Here is a 16,846-nt window from a genome sequence, read left to right as displayed (position 1 = left end):
CTGCCAGGAGGTGATCCGGCGCAGCGTCTTCGTTGGAACGGGGCGACGGCCTTCGCGGGCAGCCTGGGCCAATTCGGCGCGTGTGTAGCGCAGGTCGTACAGGGACATGGACTCCGATGCGCCGTCTCGGACGCGGAGTCGCCAGGGAATTGTGCGAACAGTCCTGGACATCGAGAGCCTCCGTAGGGCCCTCTGGGCTCTCCAGAGGTACCTACGGCGGGTGCGAAGTGGTCAGCACGGCTCGGCCCCCTCGTCGGTGAACGATCTATCAGCTGCACAGTAGTCACGCGGAGAACCAGGGCCGAGTCTTTTACTCGCCACCGCTGTCAGGCCAGGCCGCCCCAAGATCCTTCACGGAACTGCGGTCTCCTCTTCCGCGTCCGCGACTCCAAGAACATCGACGGCCCTTGCCCGGCCTTCGGCCCCTCCGCTTGGACGGCCTTCGTGCCGTACGCCTCTGCGAACTGGCCGAACGCCGGAGCCCCCGGCCGCAGCAATCCGCAGCCAGGGGCTCCCGCTCAGTGCAGCGCGTGTCAGACGTTCACGCCGAAGTCCTGCGCGATGCCCACCAGGCCCGAGGCGTAGCCCTGGCCGACCGCGCGGAACTTCCACTCCGCGCCGTTGCGGTAGAGCTCGCCGAAGACCATGGCCGTCTCCGTGGCCGCGTCCTCCGAGAGGTCGTAGCGGGCGATCTCGGCGCCGCCGGCCTGGTTGATGATGCGGATGTAGGCGTTGCGGACCTGGCCGAAGTTCTGCGAGCGGTTCTCCGCGTCGTAGATGGAGACCGGGAAGACGATCTTGTCGATGTCGGCCGGGAGGCCTGCCAGGTTGACGTTGATCGCCTCGTCGTCGCCCTCGCCCTCGCCGGTGCGGTTGTCACCGGTGTGGACGATGGTGTTGTCCGGGGTCTGCTTGTTGTTGAAGAAGACGAAGTGGGCGTCCGAGAAGACCTTGCCCTGAGTGTTGACCGCGATCGCGGAGGCGTCGAGGTCGAAGTCCGTGCCGGTGGTGGTGCGGACGTCCCAGCCGAGGCCCACGGTGACGGCGGTCAGGCCCGGAGCCTCCTTGGTGAGCGAGACGTTGCCACCCTTGGACAGGCTTACAGCCATGGTTGGGAGTCCTTTCCCTCGTTTGCGTACGGCGGTACGACGTACGGGCTTGAAGCTACAGCTACCCCTACCAACGCCAAGAGGGGCACCGAAGGTTCCACGTGTCTTTACTTTCTTTACCGAACTTCGGGTGAACGATATTCGCGTGACGTGTGCCGGTCAGCCGCGAGACCATGGTGGGCATGTCCGGTCCCTACCTCATCCGCGGCTCCGTCTCGCTCCCCGAGGCCGAGCTCAACTGGCGTTTCTCGCGGTCCTCGGGGCCGGGCGGACAGCACGTCAACACCAGTGACTCACAGGTGGAGCTGCGCTTCGACCTGGCGAAGACCGAAGCCCTGCCCGAGGTGTGGAAGCAGCGGGCGCTGGAGCGGCTGGCCGGCCGGCTCGTCGACGGGGTCGTCGTCGTCCGTGCCTCCGAGCACCGGTCCCAGTGGCGTAATCGCGAGACCGCCGCCGTACGGCTCGCCGCCCTGCTCGCCGAGGCCACCGCGCCGCCGCCCAAGCCGCGCCGGGCGACCCGGATTCCCCGGGGGATCAACGAGCGGCGGCTGCGGGAGAAGAAGCAGCGCTCCGAGACGAAGCGGGGGCGGTCCGGGCGGGAGTGGTCCTGAGGACGAGTGCTCGTAAGGACGGGCGCGGAAAGCATTCGTAGAACGTCCTTTGTCATATCCCCTTTCCCGCTGTCACATCCCCGCCACCCGGTCCGTCATGTCAGTGAGAGCCGACAACGGACCTGTGAGCGGGGAGCTGTGGTGATGAGCGAAAGCGAAGTTCCGAACGACCCTTCGGCGGACAACGAATTTCTCGCCCGGCGATTCGAATCACACCGAAGTCATCTGCGGGCCGTCGCCTACCGAATGCTCGGTTCGAGCGCCGAGGCCGATGACGCGGTGCAGGAGGCGTGGTTCCGGCTGAGCCGCAGCGACACCCGGCGGGTGGACAACCTCGGGGGCTGGCTCACGACCGTGGTCGGGCGGGTCTGTCTGGACATGCTGCGCTCTCGCAAATCCCGCGCGGAGGAGCCGTTGGAGAGCGGTACGGCCACCGCGCGCGTGGCGGATGCCTTCGCTGCCGACCCCGAGCAGGACGCGCTGCTCGCCGACTCCGTGGGCGTCGCGCTGCTCGTCGTACTCGAGACGTTGACGCCTGCTGAGCGGCTGGCGTTCGTGCTGCACGATCTGTTCGCGGTGTCGTACGAGGAGGTCGCGGAGATCGTGGGGCGGAGCCCGGTGGCGGCGCGGCAGTTGGCCAGTCGGGCGCGGCGGCGGGTGCAGGGTGCTGAGGCTCACGATGCCGATCTGGTGCAGCAGCGGGAGGTCGTGGACGCGTTTCTGGCGGCCGCTCGGGAGGGGGACTTCGAGGCGCTGGTCGAGCTGCTGGATCCGGATGTGGTTGCGCGCACGGAGGTCGGTGTGACCACGGGCGCGGAGGCCGTCGCCAAGGGGGCGTCGAGCTTCCGGCACATCGCGGCCGTGTCGCGGCCTGCGCTGGTCGACGGTGCCACGGGGCTCGCGGTGTTCATCGACGGGCGGCTGGACCGGACGCTGGCCTTCACCTTTGTGCGGGAGCGGATTGCTGTGATCGACATCGTGCTGGACGCTGCGCGGGTGGCGGAGCAGCGCGTCACCCTCGTGGACGAGGGCAGGCCCTAGGACAGATCCAGCACCCCGACCGTCTGACCGCCGCTCGTCTCCCCGGTCGTACGGAAGCCGAGCCCCAGGTAGAAGCCCTCGGGGCCGTCCGGGCCGGGGTGCCAGGTGACGTACAACTCCTTGCCGCCCCGGCGGCGGATCTCCGCGGCCACGGACTCGACCGCGAACCGGCCGTATCCGTGGCCCTGCTCCTCAGCGGCGATGTTCAGGCGCCACAGGCCGGAGCGGAAGTCGGTGCCGTCCTGGTGCCAGTCGATGTCGATGAAGGCCATCAGGAAGCCGACGGGGCGGTCACCGTCGACGATCAGGCGCGGCCAGGCGACCCCGGCGGGGCGGACGTACGCCTCGGCCAGCGAATGCGCCACCGGCTCGACCGCGTGCTCCTGGTCGGGGCGGACACGGATGCCTAGGGCGGCGTCGAGATTGCGCGAGGTGATCTCTTCGAGGTGGGGCCCGGTGATCGTCATGCGCGCACCCTAGAAGCCACCCACGCGCGCGTGCCACGGGAATTACCTGCTCACCCCAACTGCCGATACCGCCCCCGGAAATACGCCAGCGGGCCCCCGTCCGCGCTCGGCACCCCCGCCGTCAGCACCCGGCCGATCACCAGCGTGTGGTCCCCGGCCCGGACCCGTTGTTCCGTGCGGCACTCCAGGGTGGCCAGGGCGCCGCCGACCAGGGGGGCGCCGGTGGCCTCGCCGCGGACGTAGGGGATGTCCTCGAAGAGCAGGCGGTCGCTGATGCGGCCCTTCATGGCGAAGCGGCCGGCGATGTGGCGCTGGCTCTCGGAGAGGACGGAGACCGCCCACATGGGCTGCTCGTCGAGCAGGTCGTCCATGCGGGAGCCCTCGCGCAGGCTGACCAGGACCAGGGGCGGGTCGAGGGAGACGGACATGAAGGCGGTCGCCGTCATGCCGACGTCCTCGCCGCCCGGTGCCGTCGGGTCGTCCGGGTCGAGCGGCGGCTCCTGCGCGGTCACCAGGACCACACCGGCGGCCAGCCGGGACATGGCGGCACGGAACTCCTCGTTGCTCACCCCCTCAGCATGCCCGGAGGCGGGCGGGGCAGTGATCGGGAACGTGGCAGCGGGAGTGTTCGGCACGCCCGAGACGCTAGTGTCCGGCCTGCGCGGGGCGCATCGGGCCCCAGGCCGATACCGGACCCAGGACGACCTAGGACCACCGACGGAGTTCTCTGACGAACGGTCGACTAAATGCACAGCGAAAACACAGAAAGACCACTCAATTGTTCATCTTTGGTAGTGACTTGAGTCACAAGAGCCATTAATTGTTGACCCTGTGTACCGAGTGGGCAGCGCGCTGTGATTCAGTGGCTGGGAAGCTGCCAATGACGATACGCCGATGAGAACCCTTGATTCGCTGCGAGGTCTCGGGGGGAGGGCGAGCATGGAGACCGAGTCGGAGCCTTACGTCCGTCTTGCGACCCTGCGACAACTTCACCAGGTCATGGCTGACATGAACACGGCCCGAAGCCTGGCGGACACACTGCAGACCGTCGCGGACGGAGTGGTCAACGGCCTCGGGTACGAGCTGGCGTGCGTCAACCTCGTCCGCCCCGACGGCGACCTCGTCGTCGCCGCCTTCGCCGGAAACCCGGCGGCCGAGGCGCTCATCACGGGCCGTGTCGGCTCCCGCGAGTCCTGGGAGCGCCGCCTGAGCATGGGCGAGCACTGGGGCGACCTGGTCTTCATACCGCACACCGAGGGCTGGATCCTCGACGACGACGACGTCCCGCAGTGGTACACCGACGGCCCCGCGCCCCGCTTCGAGGACGAGTGGCATCCGTCGGACCGGTTGTTCGCGCCCATGTACACGCCTGCCGCGCCCGGCGGCAGCTGCGGCGAGCTGATCGGCGTCCTGTCCGTGGACCGTCCGCGCAACGGCCGGATGCCGGGCGCATGGGGTCGCGAAGCGCTCCAGATGTATGCGTTCCAGGCCGCCATCGCGATCAGCAACGCGCGTCTACGTGCGAATATGCAGCGGGCACTGGTCAGACTCGAAAGGGAGCAGCAGGCCCTGCGGGCAAGTGAGGAAAGCTTCAGGCAGGCCTTCGAGTACGCCCCCTCCGGCATGGCGATAGCCGAGATGGGCGGCGACCAGCACGGCCGGATCCTCAGGACCAACGACGCGCTGTGCCGCCTGCTCGGCCGCCCCGCCTCCGCGATGCGCCGCTACGCCTTCTCCGACCTCGTCCACCCCGAGGACATCGGCACCCTGCTCAGGACGTCTGCCGAGGGCGGGCGCGCGGAGCTCCGCCTCGGCCGCCGCGACGGCACGTACGTCTGGGTCAGCCTGCGCAACTCGGTCGTCGCGGACGCCGCCGACGGGCCCCGCTTCCTGCTCACCCACGTCGAGGACATAGAGGATCGCAAGCGCCGCGAGCTGCAGCTCGCCCACCGCGCCTCCCACGACTCGCTCACCGGCCTGCCGAACTCCGCCGAGCTGCGCTCCCGCCTCTCCTCCCGGCTCTGTCAGCGCGCCGGCCACCCCGGTGCGCTGGAATCCCTGGACGCGGCCTACGGCCATCCCGTCTACGACGCCGGCGGCCACGGCTTCGACTTCCGGCCGGGCGGTGCCGTCGAGGTCTTCGACGGCTACGACCACCATGTGCACACCGCCGCCCCCGCGACCGATCACGACGACGGCACCAAGGGGCTCGCGGTCCTCTTCTGCGACCTCGACGGCTTCAAGTCGATCAACGACCGGTTCGGGCACAACGCGGGTGACGCGGTTCTCATCGAGGTCGCCCGGCGGCTGTCGCGGGCCGTGCGCGACGGCGACACGGTCGCGCGGCTCGGCGGCGACGAGTTCGTGATCCTCGCGGACGGACTGGGTCGGGCCGACGCCCAGGACCTGGCCGTACGCCTGCGCAACGAGATCATCCAGCCGATCCGGGCCGAGGGGCGGGCCGTGCGCGTGGGCGCCAGCTTCGGCATCGGGTGGGCGCACTGCGGCATGACTGCGGACGAAGTGTTGAAGTCTGCCGACGAACGGATGTACGTAGAGAAACGATCTCGTCCCAAACAGCACAGACGCGCGGGCTGATCTCCAGGTCAGGGGCCGGGTCTGCGGGCGGATGCGATCCGAGTCACCCGTTTGGGGCAGCTGGAGCGGGTAGGCTCGCCATTCTGACCCCACGTATCGCGTTCGACCCGCACCGCTGAGGAGTACCACGGAGATGACGTCCGGCAACAACGGCGCCAGCACGCCCGAGGACGACGACCCGTTCGGCTACCTCTACGCCGACGGGCAGGCCAACGGAGCGCAGCCGCCGTCCGGTGGCGGCGGCTACGGCTACCCGGGCTCCGTCAACCGCGTGCGCGCCGTCGGCCAGCGGCAGTACGGCCAGCCGGCCCAGCCCCAGCAGACCGCCGCCTACGGTCAGGTCCCGCAGCAGCAGGGCGGGTACGGCCAGCCGAACGCCCACTACGCGGCGCCGGAGACGCAGCCCGGCGGCGGCGTCCCCACGGCCCCGCAGCAGCCGGCGTACGGCGGCGGTGGTGGTGGCCGCCGCGGCCCCAACACCAAGGGCCTGCTGATCGGCGCCGTCGCGGTGGTCGCCGCGGTCGTGATCGGCATCGGTGTGGCGATGATGAACGGCAACTCCAAGGACGACAAGGCGGGCGGCGGCTCCTCCGGCACGCCGTCCACCTCGCAGAGCTCCAAGCCGAGCCAGTCGGCGAGCAGTAGCGCTTCGGCGGAACTGCCGAAGACCGATGCGAAGGATCTACAGCTGGGTGGCGGCGCGACCACGGCGTCGGACGTCAAGGGGGCCAAAGCGGACGGCGGGGCCTATGTGACGGGGTTCAACAACGTCGGCGCCTCGATCACCTGGACCGTCGACATCCAGAAGGCCGGCTCCTACCGCTTGTACGTGCAGTACAGCATTCCCGCTGTGGACGCCAACGCGACGCTGACGGTCAACGGCAAGCCCAACCAGCAGCCGCTGGGCATGAAGAACTTCATCAAGTCGTCGAACACTGACCTCGCGAAGAACTGGCAGAACACCTGGGCCCCGGTGACCCTCACCAAGGGCTCCAACACGTTGACGGTCTCCTGCGGTCAGGGGAACCAGTGCAACGCCCTCATCGACCAGCTGTGGGTGCAGCCGAGCTAAGGCAGCTGAAAGCTCTCACGCCGCGGTCACTGCCACCGGTGCCAGGAGCTTCTCGTAGGCCCCCCGGTCGAACTCCCCCGCCACCGGCGCCAGCACGGTCGCCGCCGACAGTGCCGCCGCCCGTGCCAGCCGTTCCGGCCACGGGAGTTGTTCCGCCAACCCCGACAGCAGGCCCGCGACTGCCGAGTCGCCCGCGCCCGTCGGGTTGCCGTGGATGCGGGCCGGTGGGGTGGCGCGCCAGCGGCCCTCCGGGGTGACCGCCAGGAGGCCTTCCGTGCCGAGGGAGGCGACCACCGACTGGGCGCCCCGGCGGCGGGCGTCCTGGGCGCCGCGCAGGGGCTCGTGGGAGCCGGTGAGTTCGGAGAGTTCGTCGAGATTCGGCTTGATGATGTCCGGGCGGGCGGCGATTCCCCGGCGTAGCGGTTCGCCGCTGGTGTCCAGGAGTACGGGCACCCCGGCGGCCTTCGCGAGACGTATCAGGCCCGCGTACGCGCCCACCGGGACCCCCGGCGGCAGGCTGCCGCACAGGGCCACCGCGGACGCCGGGGCGAGCAGGTCCTCGTAGGTCTCCTGGAAGGCGGACCACTCGGCGGGCGTGATGGTGGGGCCGGGCTCGTTGAGCTGTGTTGTGTCGCCTGTTTGATCGTCCACCACGGCGATCGTGCGCCTGGTCGAGCCCGTGACCGGGACGAGAGCGTCCACCAGGCCGGGAGTGGTGGTCAGTTGGTCCTGGACGGTGCGGCCCGTGGCGCCGCCCGTGAAGCCGGTGACCGTCACCTCGTGGCCGAGGGCTGCGAGCACGCGCGCCACGTTCACGCCCTTGCCGCCGGGCCGTTCGGTCACCTCGGTGATCCGGTGCGAGGCGTGCGGCTTGAGCGCCGGTACGCGGTACGTGAGGTCGAGAGCGGTGTTCAGTGTGACCGTGAGGATCACCTGGGCCGACCTCCCCCGAAGACGAATGCGGAACACACGCCGAAACGGACGGCGGTCGTCCCAGTCTCGCAGGACAACCGCCGCCCTCAACAGCAGGACAGATCAGCCAAGTTGGGGATCGATCACCCATTCACCGCGGCGCATCACGCCTTTGAGGGCGAATTGATGGTCAAGAACCACCAGGTCGGCGTCCTTTCCGGGCTCCAGGGAGCCGATCCTGTCGTACATCCCGAGCAGTCGGGCCGGGTTGGCCGAGATCGCCGCCACCACGTTCTCCACCGGCAGCCCGTCCACCGTCACCGCCCGCTGGAACGCCCGGTCCAGCGTGAGCGTCGACCCTGCGATCGAGCCACCCTCCACCAGCCGCGCCACACCCTCGGTGACCTCGACCTCCAAGGGGCCCAGCAGATAGCGCCCGTCGCCGAAACCGGCCGCGTCCATCGCGTCCGTGATGAGGGCGACCCGGGCCGCGCCGGCGTGATGGAACGCCAGCTGCAGGGCGGCCGGGTGCAGATGTGTGCCGTCGTTGATCAGCTCGACGGTGATGCGGTCGTCTTCGAGGAGGGCTGTGATCGGGCCGGGGGCCCGGTGGCCGATCTGCGGCATCGCGTTGAACAGGTGGGTCGCGACCGTGGCGCCCGCGTCGATCGCCGCCACCGTCTGCTCGTACGTCGCGTCGGTGTGCCCGATCGCCGCGATGACGCCGTGTTCGGCGAGCAGGCGTACGGAGTCGAGGCCGCCGGGGAGTTCGGTGGCGAGGGTGACCATCTTGGCCGTGCCGCGTGCCGCGTCGATCAGCTTGCGCACCTCCGCCGGCTCCGGGTCGCGCAGCAGCTTCTCGGAGTGCGCGCCCTTGCGGCACGGGGAGATGAACGGGCCCTCGAAGTGGATGCCGGCGATGTCGCCCTGTTCGGCGAGCTCGCTCAGCAGGCCGGCTCGCTGGGCGAGGAGGTCCATGTCGTCGGTGACCGTCGAGGCGACGAGGGTGGTCGTGCCGTGCAGGCGGTGAGTGTGGATGCCTGTGAGGACGTCCTCGACCGTGCCCGAGGTGAAGGAGGCTCCGCCGCCGCCGTGGTTGTGGAGGTCGACGAAGCCGGGCACCAGCCAGTGCCCGCGGACGTCTACGACGTTTGCGTGCGGGGTCTCTTCTGCGGTGATTTGGGTGCCGTCGATTGCCAGGCGGCTGTCGTGCACTGTGCCCGTAGGAAGTACCAAGCTTGCGCCGGTCAGCACCTGCGGGTGCGTCGTGGCTGGTCGCGCAGTTCCCCGCGCCCCTAGGGGGGTTGGCGTCACGTCGGCTCCTCCGTGCTGTCAGTAGTGGCTAGGAGATCCCAGGCCAGTAGCCCGGCACCGAGGCATCCGGCGCTGTCCCCCAGCGCCGCAGGGACGATCGATGGCAGCTTCTGGAAGGTGACCCGCCGCTCGACGGCCTCCCTCAGCGGTGTGAACAGGGTTTCCCCCGCCTCCGCGAGGCCGCCACCGATGATCAGGGTGCGGGGGTCCAGCAGGGTGAGGGCGGTGACCAGGCCGTCGGCCAGGGCGTCGACCGCGTGCTGCCAGACTCGTACGGCGTTCGGGTCGCCGGACGCGACGGACTTGGCGCAGTCGGCGGCGTCCGCGTCGGGGTCGCCGGTGGCCGCCGCCCAGGCCTCGCTGACCGCCGCCGCGGAGGCGTAGCGCTCCAGACAGCCCCGTTGGCCGCAGGGACAGGGGCTGCCCCCGGGCCGTACGACGATGTGGCCGATCTCGCCCGCGAAGCCGTGGGCGCCCGCCTCCACCCGGCCCGCGATGCCGATCGCGCCCGCGATACCGGTGCCGAGGGGGACGAAGAGGAAGCGGTCGGCACCCTGTCCGGCGCCGATGCGGCCCTCCGCCAGCCCGCCGGTGCGTACGTCATGGCCGAGGGCGACCGGGATGCCCAGCCGCTCTGTGAGCAGATCGCGCAGGGGGACGTCGCGCCAGCCGAGGTTGGCCGCGTAGGAGGCGATGCCCCGGTCGGCGTCGACGATGCCGGGGACGGCGACGCCGGCGGCGGACGCGGGCCCGCCGAGGTGTTCGGCGCCGTGGGCGCTGAGCTCGGCGGCGAAGTCGAGGATGCCCTCGACGACCGCGTCCGGCCCGCGTTCGCGGCCGGTCGCCCGGCGGGCCTGATGGAGGAGGGCGCCGTCCTGCGCGACCAGCGCGGCCTTCATCCCGGTGCCGCCCACATCCAGGGCGATGACATGTCTCACGGGGGACAGTGTGGCCCCAGGACCCGCAAGAGGTCTAGTCCACTTACGTGGTGTAGACCTATCTTGTCCACATGTTGAACAGCGAGACAGTAGGGTTGGGGTCAAAAGCAGTGCAGCGGCGGGGTAGGACAGGAACGATCGCGGCGGTGTCCGCACTGGGCATGACGGCGGTCCTCGGCGGCTGCGGCCTGACCGGCGGCGGCTCGGGGGACGTCACCCTGAAACTGATCGCCGCGGACTACGGCGACTCCGCCGACAACAGCTCCCAGAAGTACTGGGACGGGCTGGTCAAGGAGTACGAGAGCAAGCACTCCGGCGTGAAGATCGACGTCACCGTCTATTCCTGGAACGACGTCGACCGGAAGGTGAAGGAGCTCGTCGACGCCGGCCAGGCACCCGACATGGCGCAGATAGGCGCGTACGCCGACTACGCGAACAAGGGGCTGCTCTACTCGGCCGACGACATGCTCTCCATCAGCACCCAGGCCGACTTCGCCTCGCAGCTGGCCACCGCCGGGCAGGTGAAGGGCGTGCAGTACGGACTGCCGTTCGCCGCCTCCACGCGGCTGCTCTTCTACAACAAGACCCTCTTCAAGGACGCCGGGCTCACCCCGCCGAAGACCTGGAACGAGCTCGCCTCCGACGCCAAGGCGCTCAAGGCGCACGGCGTGAAGTACCCGTACGCGCTGCCGCTCGGCCCGGAGGAGGCCCAGGCCGAGACGATGCAGTGGCTGCTGAGCGGCGGCGGCGGTTACACCGACACCGTCGGCACCTACGGCCTCGACTCCGCGCAGAACGTCGACACCTTCACCTGGCTCAAGAACGACCTGGTCGGCAAGGGCCTCACCGGTCCCGTCGCGCCCGGCAGCCTCAACCGCGCCGCCGCTTTCGCCGCCTTCGCCAAGGGCGAGGTCGGCATGCTCAACGGGCACCCCTCGCTGATGAAGATCGCCGCGAAGAAGGGCGTGAAGTACGGCATGGTGCCGATGCCCGGCGTGGCCGGCGAGAGCAAGACCGCCATGGGAGTCGCCGACTGGATGATGGCCTTCAAGAAGAACGGCCACGCCGAGCAGGTCGGCAAGTTCCTCGACTTCGTCTACGACGAGAAGAACGTGCTCGCCTTCTCCCGCGAGTACGACCTGCTGCCGGTCACCACCTCCGCCTCCGACGTCATGAGCACGGACAAGCAGGACGCCGCCCTGGAGCCGTTCCTGAAGCAGCTGCCGCTGTCTGAGCTCTACCCCGTCGACAAGACCTCCTGGGCCTCGGTCGCCGTGGCCGTCAAGAAGCGCATAGGCAGCGCGGTGGCCCCCGGCGGCAACCCCGCGGCCACCCTCGCGCAGCTGGAGTCGACGGCGTCCATGGCGGAGAACGCGCAGTAGCCGCGGGGCGTTGTCAGTGGCGGGGGTTACCGTGCAGGACATGGACCAGGAGCAGTGGGGCGACCGCGAGCCGCTGGGCGACCGCGAGCAGGCCGTCCTCGCCCTCGAACGCCGGGGCTTTCCGGGCCCCGGCGCCAAGGAGCGCGCCATACGCGAGGAGCTCGGCCTGGCCCCCGTCCGCTACTACCAGCTGCTCAACGCCCTGCTGGACGACGAGCGGGCCCTGGCCCACGACCCGGTGACGGTGAACAGGTTGCGCAGGGTGCGGGAGACACGGCGAGCGGAACGCTGACGGCCGGCGCTCCCCTGAGCCATGGGTGCGCCCTGCCCTCCGCGGTTATCGTCACCGTATGGGCACCCATACGGACACGGACTCGACGCACTCCATGGACCCCCTGCCGACACCCGCCACGCAGGCAGGCCGGGACGGACTCGCCGCGATCCTCGCGAACCCCGGGAAATCGGTGGTCGGCCTCGACTTCGACGGCACCCTCGCCCCGATCGTGCCGGACCCCGAGCAGGCCCGCGCCCATCCGGACGCGGTGCCCGTGCTCGCCGCCCTCGCCCCGAGGATCGCCTCCGTCGCGGTCGTCACCGGCCGCCCGGCCGGCGTCGCCGTACGGCACGGCGGCTTCGCCGGGGTCCCCGGCCTGGAGCACCTGGTCGTCCTCGGCCACTACGGCGCCGAACGCTGGGACGCGGTCAGCGGCAACGTCAGCGCGCCCGCCCCCCACCCCGGCGTCGCCGCCGTCCGCGCCGAACTCCCCGGCTTCCTCGACCGCATCGGCGCCTGGCAGGGCACCTGGATCGAGGAGAAGGGCCGCGCCGTCGCGGTCCACACCCGCCGCGCCTTGGACCCCCAGGCCGCCTTCGAAGCCCTGCGCGCCCCCCTCACCGACCTGGCCACCCGACACGGCCTGATCGTCGAACCCGGCCGCCTGGTCCTCGAACTGCGCCCCCCGGGTATGGACAAGGGAGTGGCCCTCCTGGAGTACGTCCGCGAGATCAACGCGTCGGCGGTCCTCTACGCGGGCGACGACCTGGGCGACCTCCCCGCCTTCGCCGCCGTGGACAAACTCCGCTCCGACGGCACCCCCGGCCTCCTGGTCTGCAGCGGCAGCGACGAGGTGACGGAACTGCGCGAGCGGGCGGACCTGGTGGTGGACGGCCCTGAGGGGGTCGTACGCCTGCTGCGAGCGCTGGCTGCGCATTTCAGCCCGGGCGAGGACATCTCAGCCCGTCCGGCGTTTGAGGACGAGGCCCCTTAAGGGCCAAAAGGCGGGGGTCTGGGGGCGGCAGCCCCCAGACCTCACCCCCGCAGAGCCTCCAGCTGCTCAAGAAACCACTGCGCCGGCGGCAACGCCGTAGCCGCCGCAGCAAGCCGCTTCGACCGCTCGGCCCGCTCAGCCGCCGGCAGGCACAGCGCCTCGTGCAGTGCCCGCGACGTCTCCATCACGTCGTACGGGTTCACGGTGATCGCGTCCTCGCCCAGCTCCGCGTGGGCACCCGCCTCCCGCGAGAGCACCAGCGCGCACCCCGCTTCGGAGATCACCGGCACCTCCTTCGCGACGAGGTTCATACCGTCCCGGATGGGGTTCACCAGGGCCACGTCCCCCAGTCGGTACGCGGCCAGCGAGCGGGCGAAGTCGTCCTTCAGGTGGAGCACGACCGGGGTCCAATCCGGCGTTCCGTACCGGGAGTTGATGTCCTCCGCGACCCTCTGCACCTCGGCCATGTAGTCCCGGTACACGGCCAGGTCCTGCCGCGACGGATAGGCGAAGGCGACGTGCACGACCCGCTCCCGCCACTCGGGGCGGTCGTCGAGCAGCTGCTTGTACGCCAGCAGCCCGCGCACGATGTTCTTGGACAGCTCGGTGCGGTCGACGCGCACGATCGTCTTCCGGCCCTCGCCGATCTGTGCCCGCAGGGCAGCCATCCGCTCGTCGACGTCCGCCTCCTGCGAACGCTTCCGCAGGAAGTCCGCGTCCGCGCCGAGGCCGTGCACGCCGATCTCCGTGCCCCCGAGGCCGCCCACCACCGCCGTACAGCACGCCGTGAAAGCGTCCGCCCAGCGCCGGGTCAGGAAGCCCAGCCGGTCGGCGCCCAGCATGCCGTGCAGGAGCTGCTCGGCGATGTCGTCCGGCAGCATCCGGAAGTAGTCCACCGGCGCCCACGGGGTGTGCGAGAAGTGCCCGATGCGCAGGTCGGGACGGAGCTCGCGGAGCATGCCCGGCACCAGACACAGGTGGTAGTCCTGCACGAGCACCGCCGCGCCCTCGGCCGCCTCCTGGGCGAGCGCCTCGGCGAAGGCCCGGTTGTAGGTCTCGTACGAGGCCCACTGCCGCCGGAACTCCGCGTCGAAGACCGGCTCCAGCGGCGTCTGGTACAGCATGTGGTGGACGAACCACAGCACCGAGTTCGCGATGCCGTTGTACGCGTCGGAATGCACGTCGGCCGGGATGTCCAGCATCCGCACACCGTCCTCGCCGACCCCGCGCCGCACCGCCTCGCGGTCGCCGTCGGACAGCGCCGAGCACACCCACAGGGCGTCCGCGTCGGGCCCGATCGCGGACAGACCGGAGACCAGCCCGCCGCCGCCGCGCCTGGCGGCCAGCGAGCCGTCCTCCTCCACCTCGTACGAGACCGGGCCGCGGTTGGACGCGACCAGCACCTGATGACCAACGCCGTGCCTGGAAGCCATACGCCTCAACCTAGCCCGGCCCGGAAACGCTCAAACGTACGTATGGGCTCTGCGGGTGGACCGTATACACCGCCTGCACCGCGTAACGCGCCGCCTCAGGCGACCTTGCGGGACGCGTACTCGGCGATCTCCACCATCGGCGGCCGCTCCTCCGTGTCCACGGAGTAGGTGCGCGGCTCGAAGCCGTCCTCGCTCCGTTCGAACTGGGTGAGGGAGGGACGGATGAGGTGGCCGCGGGCCAGCCGAAGCTGCGCCGTGCGGTAGATCGCGGCGGACATCCGGCCCAGCGCCTGCCCGTCCTGGTGCCGGTGCTTGCGCACCCCGACGTCCACCTGGGCGAGCGCGTCGAGGCCCACCAGGTGCAGGGCGTCGACCAGCATGCCCAGCTCGACGCCGTACCCGACGGGGAACGGCAGCTGTTCCAGCAGGGTGCGCCGGGCCGCGTACTCGCCGCCGAGCGGCTGCACGAAGCCGGCCAGCTGCGGCCAGTGCATGTTGAGCAGCGGGCGCGCCATCAGCTCGGTGACCCGGCCGCCCTGGCCCTGGGCGCCGCCCAGCGGACGGTCGTACATGCCCTTGACGAGGTCGATCCCCGGGTCGGTGAGCAGCGGTCCGACGATCCCGGAGACGAAGTCGGAGGAGAACTCCTTCAGGTCGGCATCGATGAAGCAGACGATGTCCCCGCCGGTGACGAGGAGCGAGCGCCACAGCACCTCGCCCTTGCCGGGGACGGTCGGGATGCGCGGCAGGATGTCGTCACGGTGGACGACCCTGGCCCCGGCCGCCGCGGCGACCTCGGACGTGCGGTCGGTGGACCCGGAGTCGACGACGACGATCTCGTCGACGAGCGGGACCTGTTGCATGAGGTCGTGACGGATGATCGCGACGATGTCGCCGACCGTCTCCTCCTCGTTGAGCGCGGGCAGCACGACACTGACCGACTGGCCTGTGCGCTGCTTTGCGGCCAGGATCTTGTGCAGCGGGCGATCGGTCAGCGACCAGGAGCGGGTGCTCAGCCAGCGCTCGACTTCTTCCAGCACGTAGGCGGCTCCTCTGCGTTCTCTCGGCGATACCGGATCATCATGTGATCCATCTCGCGGTTCGGACGGCTATCTCAACTGTCCTGGCCTTCGGTTACAGTCTTGAACAACGCTGGTGACCATCGCATGTCGGGGGTCGTCCCGCGTTGAACGAGTCAAACAACCGAATACCGCTCATCCAGAGGGGCAGAGGGATACGGCCCGATGAAGCCCCGGCAACCCTCCAGCCGGTCTCGTAGATCAATGTTGATCATTACGCGAGGCTCCCGGCTAGGGAAGGTGCCAAATCCGTCTCACGGCGAGATGCGTCGTGAGGAAGATGAGGAGAAAGGGCCTCGCCTCACATGGCTGCGCAGACTGTTGCAAGCACCACCGACTCCACGACCGTCGACCTCGGTCCCGCCGCGGCGTTGAGCTGCCGCGAGTGCGGTCACCGGGTACCCCTCGGTCCGGTCTTCGCCTGCGAGGAGTGTTTCGGCCCGCTCGAGATCGCGTACGACTTCTCGGCCTACGACACCGAGGAGCTCCGCAAGCAGATCGAGGCGGGTCCCGCGAACATCTGGCGTTACGCGCCCCTGCTGCCCGTCCCGGCGGACGTGGCGGACAAGCCGAACATCAACCCCGGCTGGACCAAGCTCGTCAAGGCCGACAACCTCGCCCGCGAGCTGGGCGTCGAGTCCGGCAAGCTCTTCGTGAAGGACGACTCCGGCAACCCGACGCACTCCTTCAAGGACCGGGTCGTCGCCCAGGCCATCGAGGCCGCCCGCGCCTTCGACTTCACCACCCTGTCCTGCTCGTCCACCGGCAACCTGGCCGGTGCGGTGGGTGCCGCGGCCGCCCGCGCCGGCTTCCGTTCCTGCGTGTTCATCCCGCACGACCTGGAGCAGGGCAAGGTCGTCATGGCCGCGGTCTACGGCGGCGAGCTCGTCGGCATCGACGGCAACTACGACGACGTGAACCGCTTCTGCTCCGAGCTGATCGGCGACCCGGCCGGCGAGGGCTGGGGCTTCGTCAACGTCAACCTGCGGCCGTACTACGCGGAGGGCTCCAAGACCCTGGCGTACGAGATCTGCGAGCAGCTCGGCTGGCAGCTGCCGGACCAGCTGGTCGTGCCGATCGCCTCCGGCTCGCAGCTCACGAAGATCGACAAGGGTCTGCAGGAGCTGATCAAGCTCGGGCTCGTCGAGGACAAGCCGTACAAGATCTTCGGGGCCCAGGCGGAGGGGTGTTCGCCGGTGTCGGTGGCCTACAAGGCCGGGCACGACGTGGTGCGGCCGCAGAAGCCGAACACGATCGCCAAGTCGCTGGCGATCGGGAACCCGGCGGACGGGCCCTATGTCCTCGACATTGCTCGCCGTACCGGCGGGGCGGTGGAGGATGTCAACGACGAGCAGATCGTCGATGCGATTCGGCTGCTCGCGCGCACTGAGGGGATCTTTGCGGAGACCGCCGGTGGGGTGACCGTTGGTGTGACGCGCAAGCTGATCGAGACCGGTGTCCTCGACCCGACCCTGACTACGGTCGTGCTCAACACCGGGGACGGTCTCAAGACGCTGGACGCCGTGGCCGGCACGGGGCTCACGGCGACTATTCGCCCGAGCCTCGAGTCCTTCCGGGAAGCTGGGCTCGCCTAAGAGGTCGTTGTTCGTCTGCGGGCCTGT

Annotated in this window: 17 protein-coding genes and 1 riboswitch; of the genes, 9 read left to right on the top strand and 8 right to left on the bottom strand. The window is 69.9% G+C overall.

Going from position 1 to position 16,846, the window contains the following annotated elements:
* Positions 1-192 precede the first annotated feature (192 nt).
* A complete protein-coding gene (locus IH68_RS59880; protein WP_078912663.1) occupies positions 193-585 on the top strand; it encodes a DUF397 domain-containing protein in 393 nt (130 codons plus the stop codon).
* Here IH68_RS59880 and IH68_RS0130245 read toward each other — a convergent pair.
* Positions 534-1,109, bottom strand: coding sequence for a TerD family protein (locus IH68_RS0130245; RefSeq protein WP_030941300.1), 576 nt, complete (start codon positions 1,107-1,109; stop codon positions 534-536). The genes IH68_RS59880 and IH68_RS0130245 overlap by 52 nt on opposite strands.
* A 173-nt stretch (positions 1,110-1,282) precedes the next feature.
* On the opposite strand from IH68_RS0130245, the gene arfB reads away from it, so the two are divergent.
* Together arfB and IH68_RS0130235 are read left to right on the top strand one after the other, a co-directional pair.
* Positions 1,283-1,720 carry an alternative ribosome rescue aminoacyl-tRNA hydrolase ArfB gene (arfB, locus tag IH68_RS0130240; RefSeq protein WP_030941299.1) on the top strand — a complete coding sequence of 146 codons (438 nt, stop codon included), beginning with the start codon at positions 1,283-1,285 and terminating at the stop codon, positions 1,718-1,720.
* A 144-nt stretch (positions 1,721-1,864) separates the two neighbouring features.
* Positions 1,865-2,761, top strand: a complete 897-nt coding sequence (locus IH68_RS0130235; RefSeq protein WP_030941296.1) for a sigma-70 family RNA polymerase sigma factor — start codon at positions 1,865-1,867, stop codon at positions 2,759-2,761.
* Here IH68_RS0130235 and IH68_RS0130230 read toward each other — a convergent pair.
* Both IH68_RS0130230 and IH68_RS0130225 read right to left on the bottom strand, forming a co-directional pair.
* Positions 2,758-3,228, bottom strand: coding sequence for a GNAT family N-acetyltransferase (locus tag IH68_RS0130230; RefSeq protein ID WP_030941294.1), 471 nt, complete (start codon positions 3,226-3,228; stop codon positions 2,758-2,760). The genes IH68_RS0130235 and IH68_RS0130230 overlap by 4 nt on opposite strands.
* Positions 3,229-3,278: 50 nt before the next feature.
* Positions 3,279-3,863 (bottom strand): flavin reductase family protein, encoded by a 585-nt coding sequence (locus IH68_RS0130225; RefSeq protein WP_078912662.1) that lies wholly within the window; start codon positions 3,861-3,863, stop codon positions 3,279-3,281.
* 304 nt (positions 3,864-4,167) lie between these two features.
* On the opposite strand from IH68_RS0130225, the gene cdgB reads away from it, so the two are divergent.
* Together cdgB and IH68_RS0130215 are read left to right on the top strand one after the other, a co-directional pair.
* On the top strand, positions 4,168-5,826 hold the full coding sequence (gene cdgB, locus IH68_RS0130220) for a diguanylate cyclase CdgB (protein ID WP_030941289.1): 1,659 nt from the start codon (positions 4,168-4,170) through the stop codon (positions 5,824-5,826).
* A gap of 133 nt (positions 5,827-5,959) precedes the next feature.
* On the top strand, positions 5,960-6,898 hold the full coding sequence (locus IH68_RS0130215) for a CBM35 domain-containing protein (protein WP_030941287.1): 939 nt from the start codon (positions 5,960-5,962) through the stop codon (positions 6,896-6,898).
* A gap of 15 nt (positions 6,899-6,913) precedes the next feature.
* Here IH68_RS0130215 and IH68_RS0130210 read toward each other — a convergent pair whose 3' ends face one another.
* The 3 genes from IH68_RS0130210 to IH68_RS0130200 all read right to left on the bottom strand — a co-directional run bounded on the left by IH68_RS0130210 (position 6,914) and on the right by IH68_RS0130200 (position 10,062).
* Positions 6,914-7,831: a 1-phosphofructokinase family hexose kinase gene (locus IH68_RS0130210; protein WP_030941284.1), complete on the bottom strand. Its 918-nt coding sequence runs from the start codon at positions 7,829-7,831 to the stop codon at positions 6,914-6,916.
* 102 nt (positions 7,832-7,933) lie between these two features.
* Complete coding sequence (gene nagA, locus IH68_RS0130205; protein ID WP_030941282.1) at positions 7,934-9,064, bottom strand: N-acetylglucosamine-6-phosphate deacetylase; 1,131 nt, start codon at positions 9,062-9,064, stop codon at positions 7,934-7,936.
* A 56-nt stretch (positions 9,065-9,120) separates the two neighbouring features.
* Positions 9,121-10,062 carry an ROK family protein gene (locus tag IH68_RS0130200; protein ID WP_030941279.1) on the bottom strand — a complete coding sequence of 314 codons (942 nt, stop codon included), beginning with the start codon at positions 10,060-10,062 and terminating at the stop codon, positions 9,121-9,123.
* 161 nt (positions 10,063-10,223) lie between these two features.
* On the opposite strand from IH68_RS0130200, the gene IH68_RS0130195 reads away from it, so the two are divergent.
* From IH68_RS0130195 to otsB, 3 genes are read left to right on the top strand one after another with little or no spacing between them, the layout of a single operon-like run.
* Positions 10,224-11,444 (top strand): extracellular solute-binding protein, encoded by a 1,221-nt coding sequence (locus tag IH68_RS0130195; RefSeq protein WP_030941277.1) that lies wholly within the window; start codon positions 10,224-10,226, stop codon positions 11,442-11,444.
* A gap of 40 nt (positions 11,445-11,484) precedes the next feature.
* Positions 11,485-11,736 carry a DUF3263 domain-containing protein gene (locus IH68_RS0130190; RefSeq protein WP_030941276.1) on the top strand — a complete coding sequence of 84 codons (252 nt, stop codon included), beginning with the start codon at positions 11,485-11,487 and terminating at the stop codon, positions 11,734-11,736.
* Positions 11,737-11,794: 58 nt separating this feature from the next.
* Positions 11,795-12,712 (top strand): trehalose-phosphatase, encoded by a 918-nt coding sequence (gene otsB, locus IH68_RS0130185; RefSeq protein ID WP_051833802.1) that lies wholly within the window; start codon positions 11,795-11,797, stop codon positions 12,710-12,712.
* A gap of 41 nt (positions 12,713-12,753) precedes the next feature.
* On the opposite strand, the gene IH68_RS0130180 is transcribed toward otsB, so the two are convergent.
* Together IH68_RS0130180 and IH68_RS0130175 are read right to left on the bottom strand one after the other, a co-directional pair.
* Positions 12,754-14,145: an alpha,alpha-trehalose-phosphate synthase (UDP-forming) gene (locus IH68_RS0130180; protein WP_030941270.1), complete on the bottom strand. Its 1,392-nt coding sequence runs from the start codon at positions 14,143-14,145 to the stop codon at positions 12,754-12,756.
* Positions 14,146-14,240: 95 nt separating this feature from the next.
* Positions 14,241-15,185 carry a glucosyl-3-phosphoglycerate synthase gene (locus IH68_RS0130175; RefSeq protein ID WP_030941268.1) on the bottom strand — a complete coding sequence of 315 codons (945 nt, stop codon included), beginning with the start codon at positions 15,183-15,185 and terminating at the stop codon, positions 14,241-14,243.
* A 171-nt stretch (positions 15,186-15,356) separates the two neighbouring features.
* A riboswitch (SAM riboswitch) is annotated at positions 15,357-15,511 on the top strand.
* 18 nt (positions 15,512-15,529) lie between these two features.
* On the opposite strand from IH68_RS0130175, the gene thrC reads away from it, so the two are divergent.
* Positions 15,530-16,819: a threonine synthase gene (thrC, locus tag IH68_RS0130170; protein ID WP_030941265.1), complete on the top strand. Its 1,290-nt coding sequence runs from the start codon at positions 15,530-15,532 to the stop codon at positions 16,817-16,819.
* Positions 16,820-16,846 lie beyond the last annotated feature (27 nt).

Origin of the sequence: Streptomyces sp. NRRL S-646 (assembly GCF_000720765.1) — a bacterium.
Taxonomy (GTDB): Bacteria; Actinomycetota; Actinomycetes; order Streptomycetales; family Streptomycetaceae; genus Streptomyces.
This window is presented reverse-complemented; position numbering and strand designations above follow the sequence as displayed.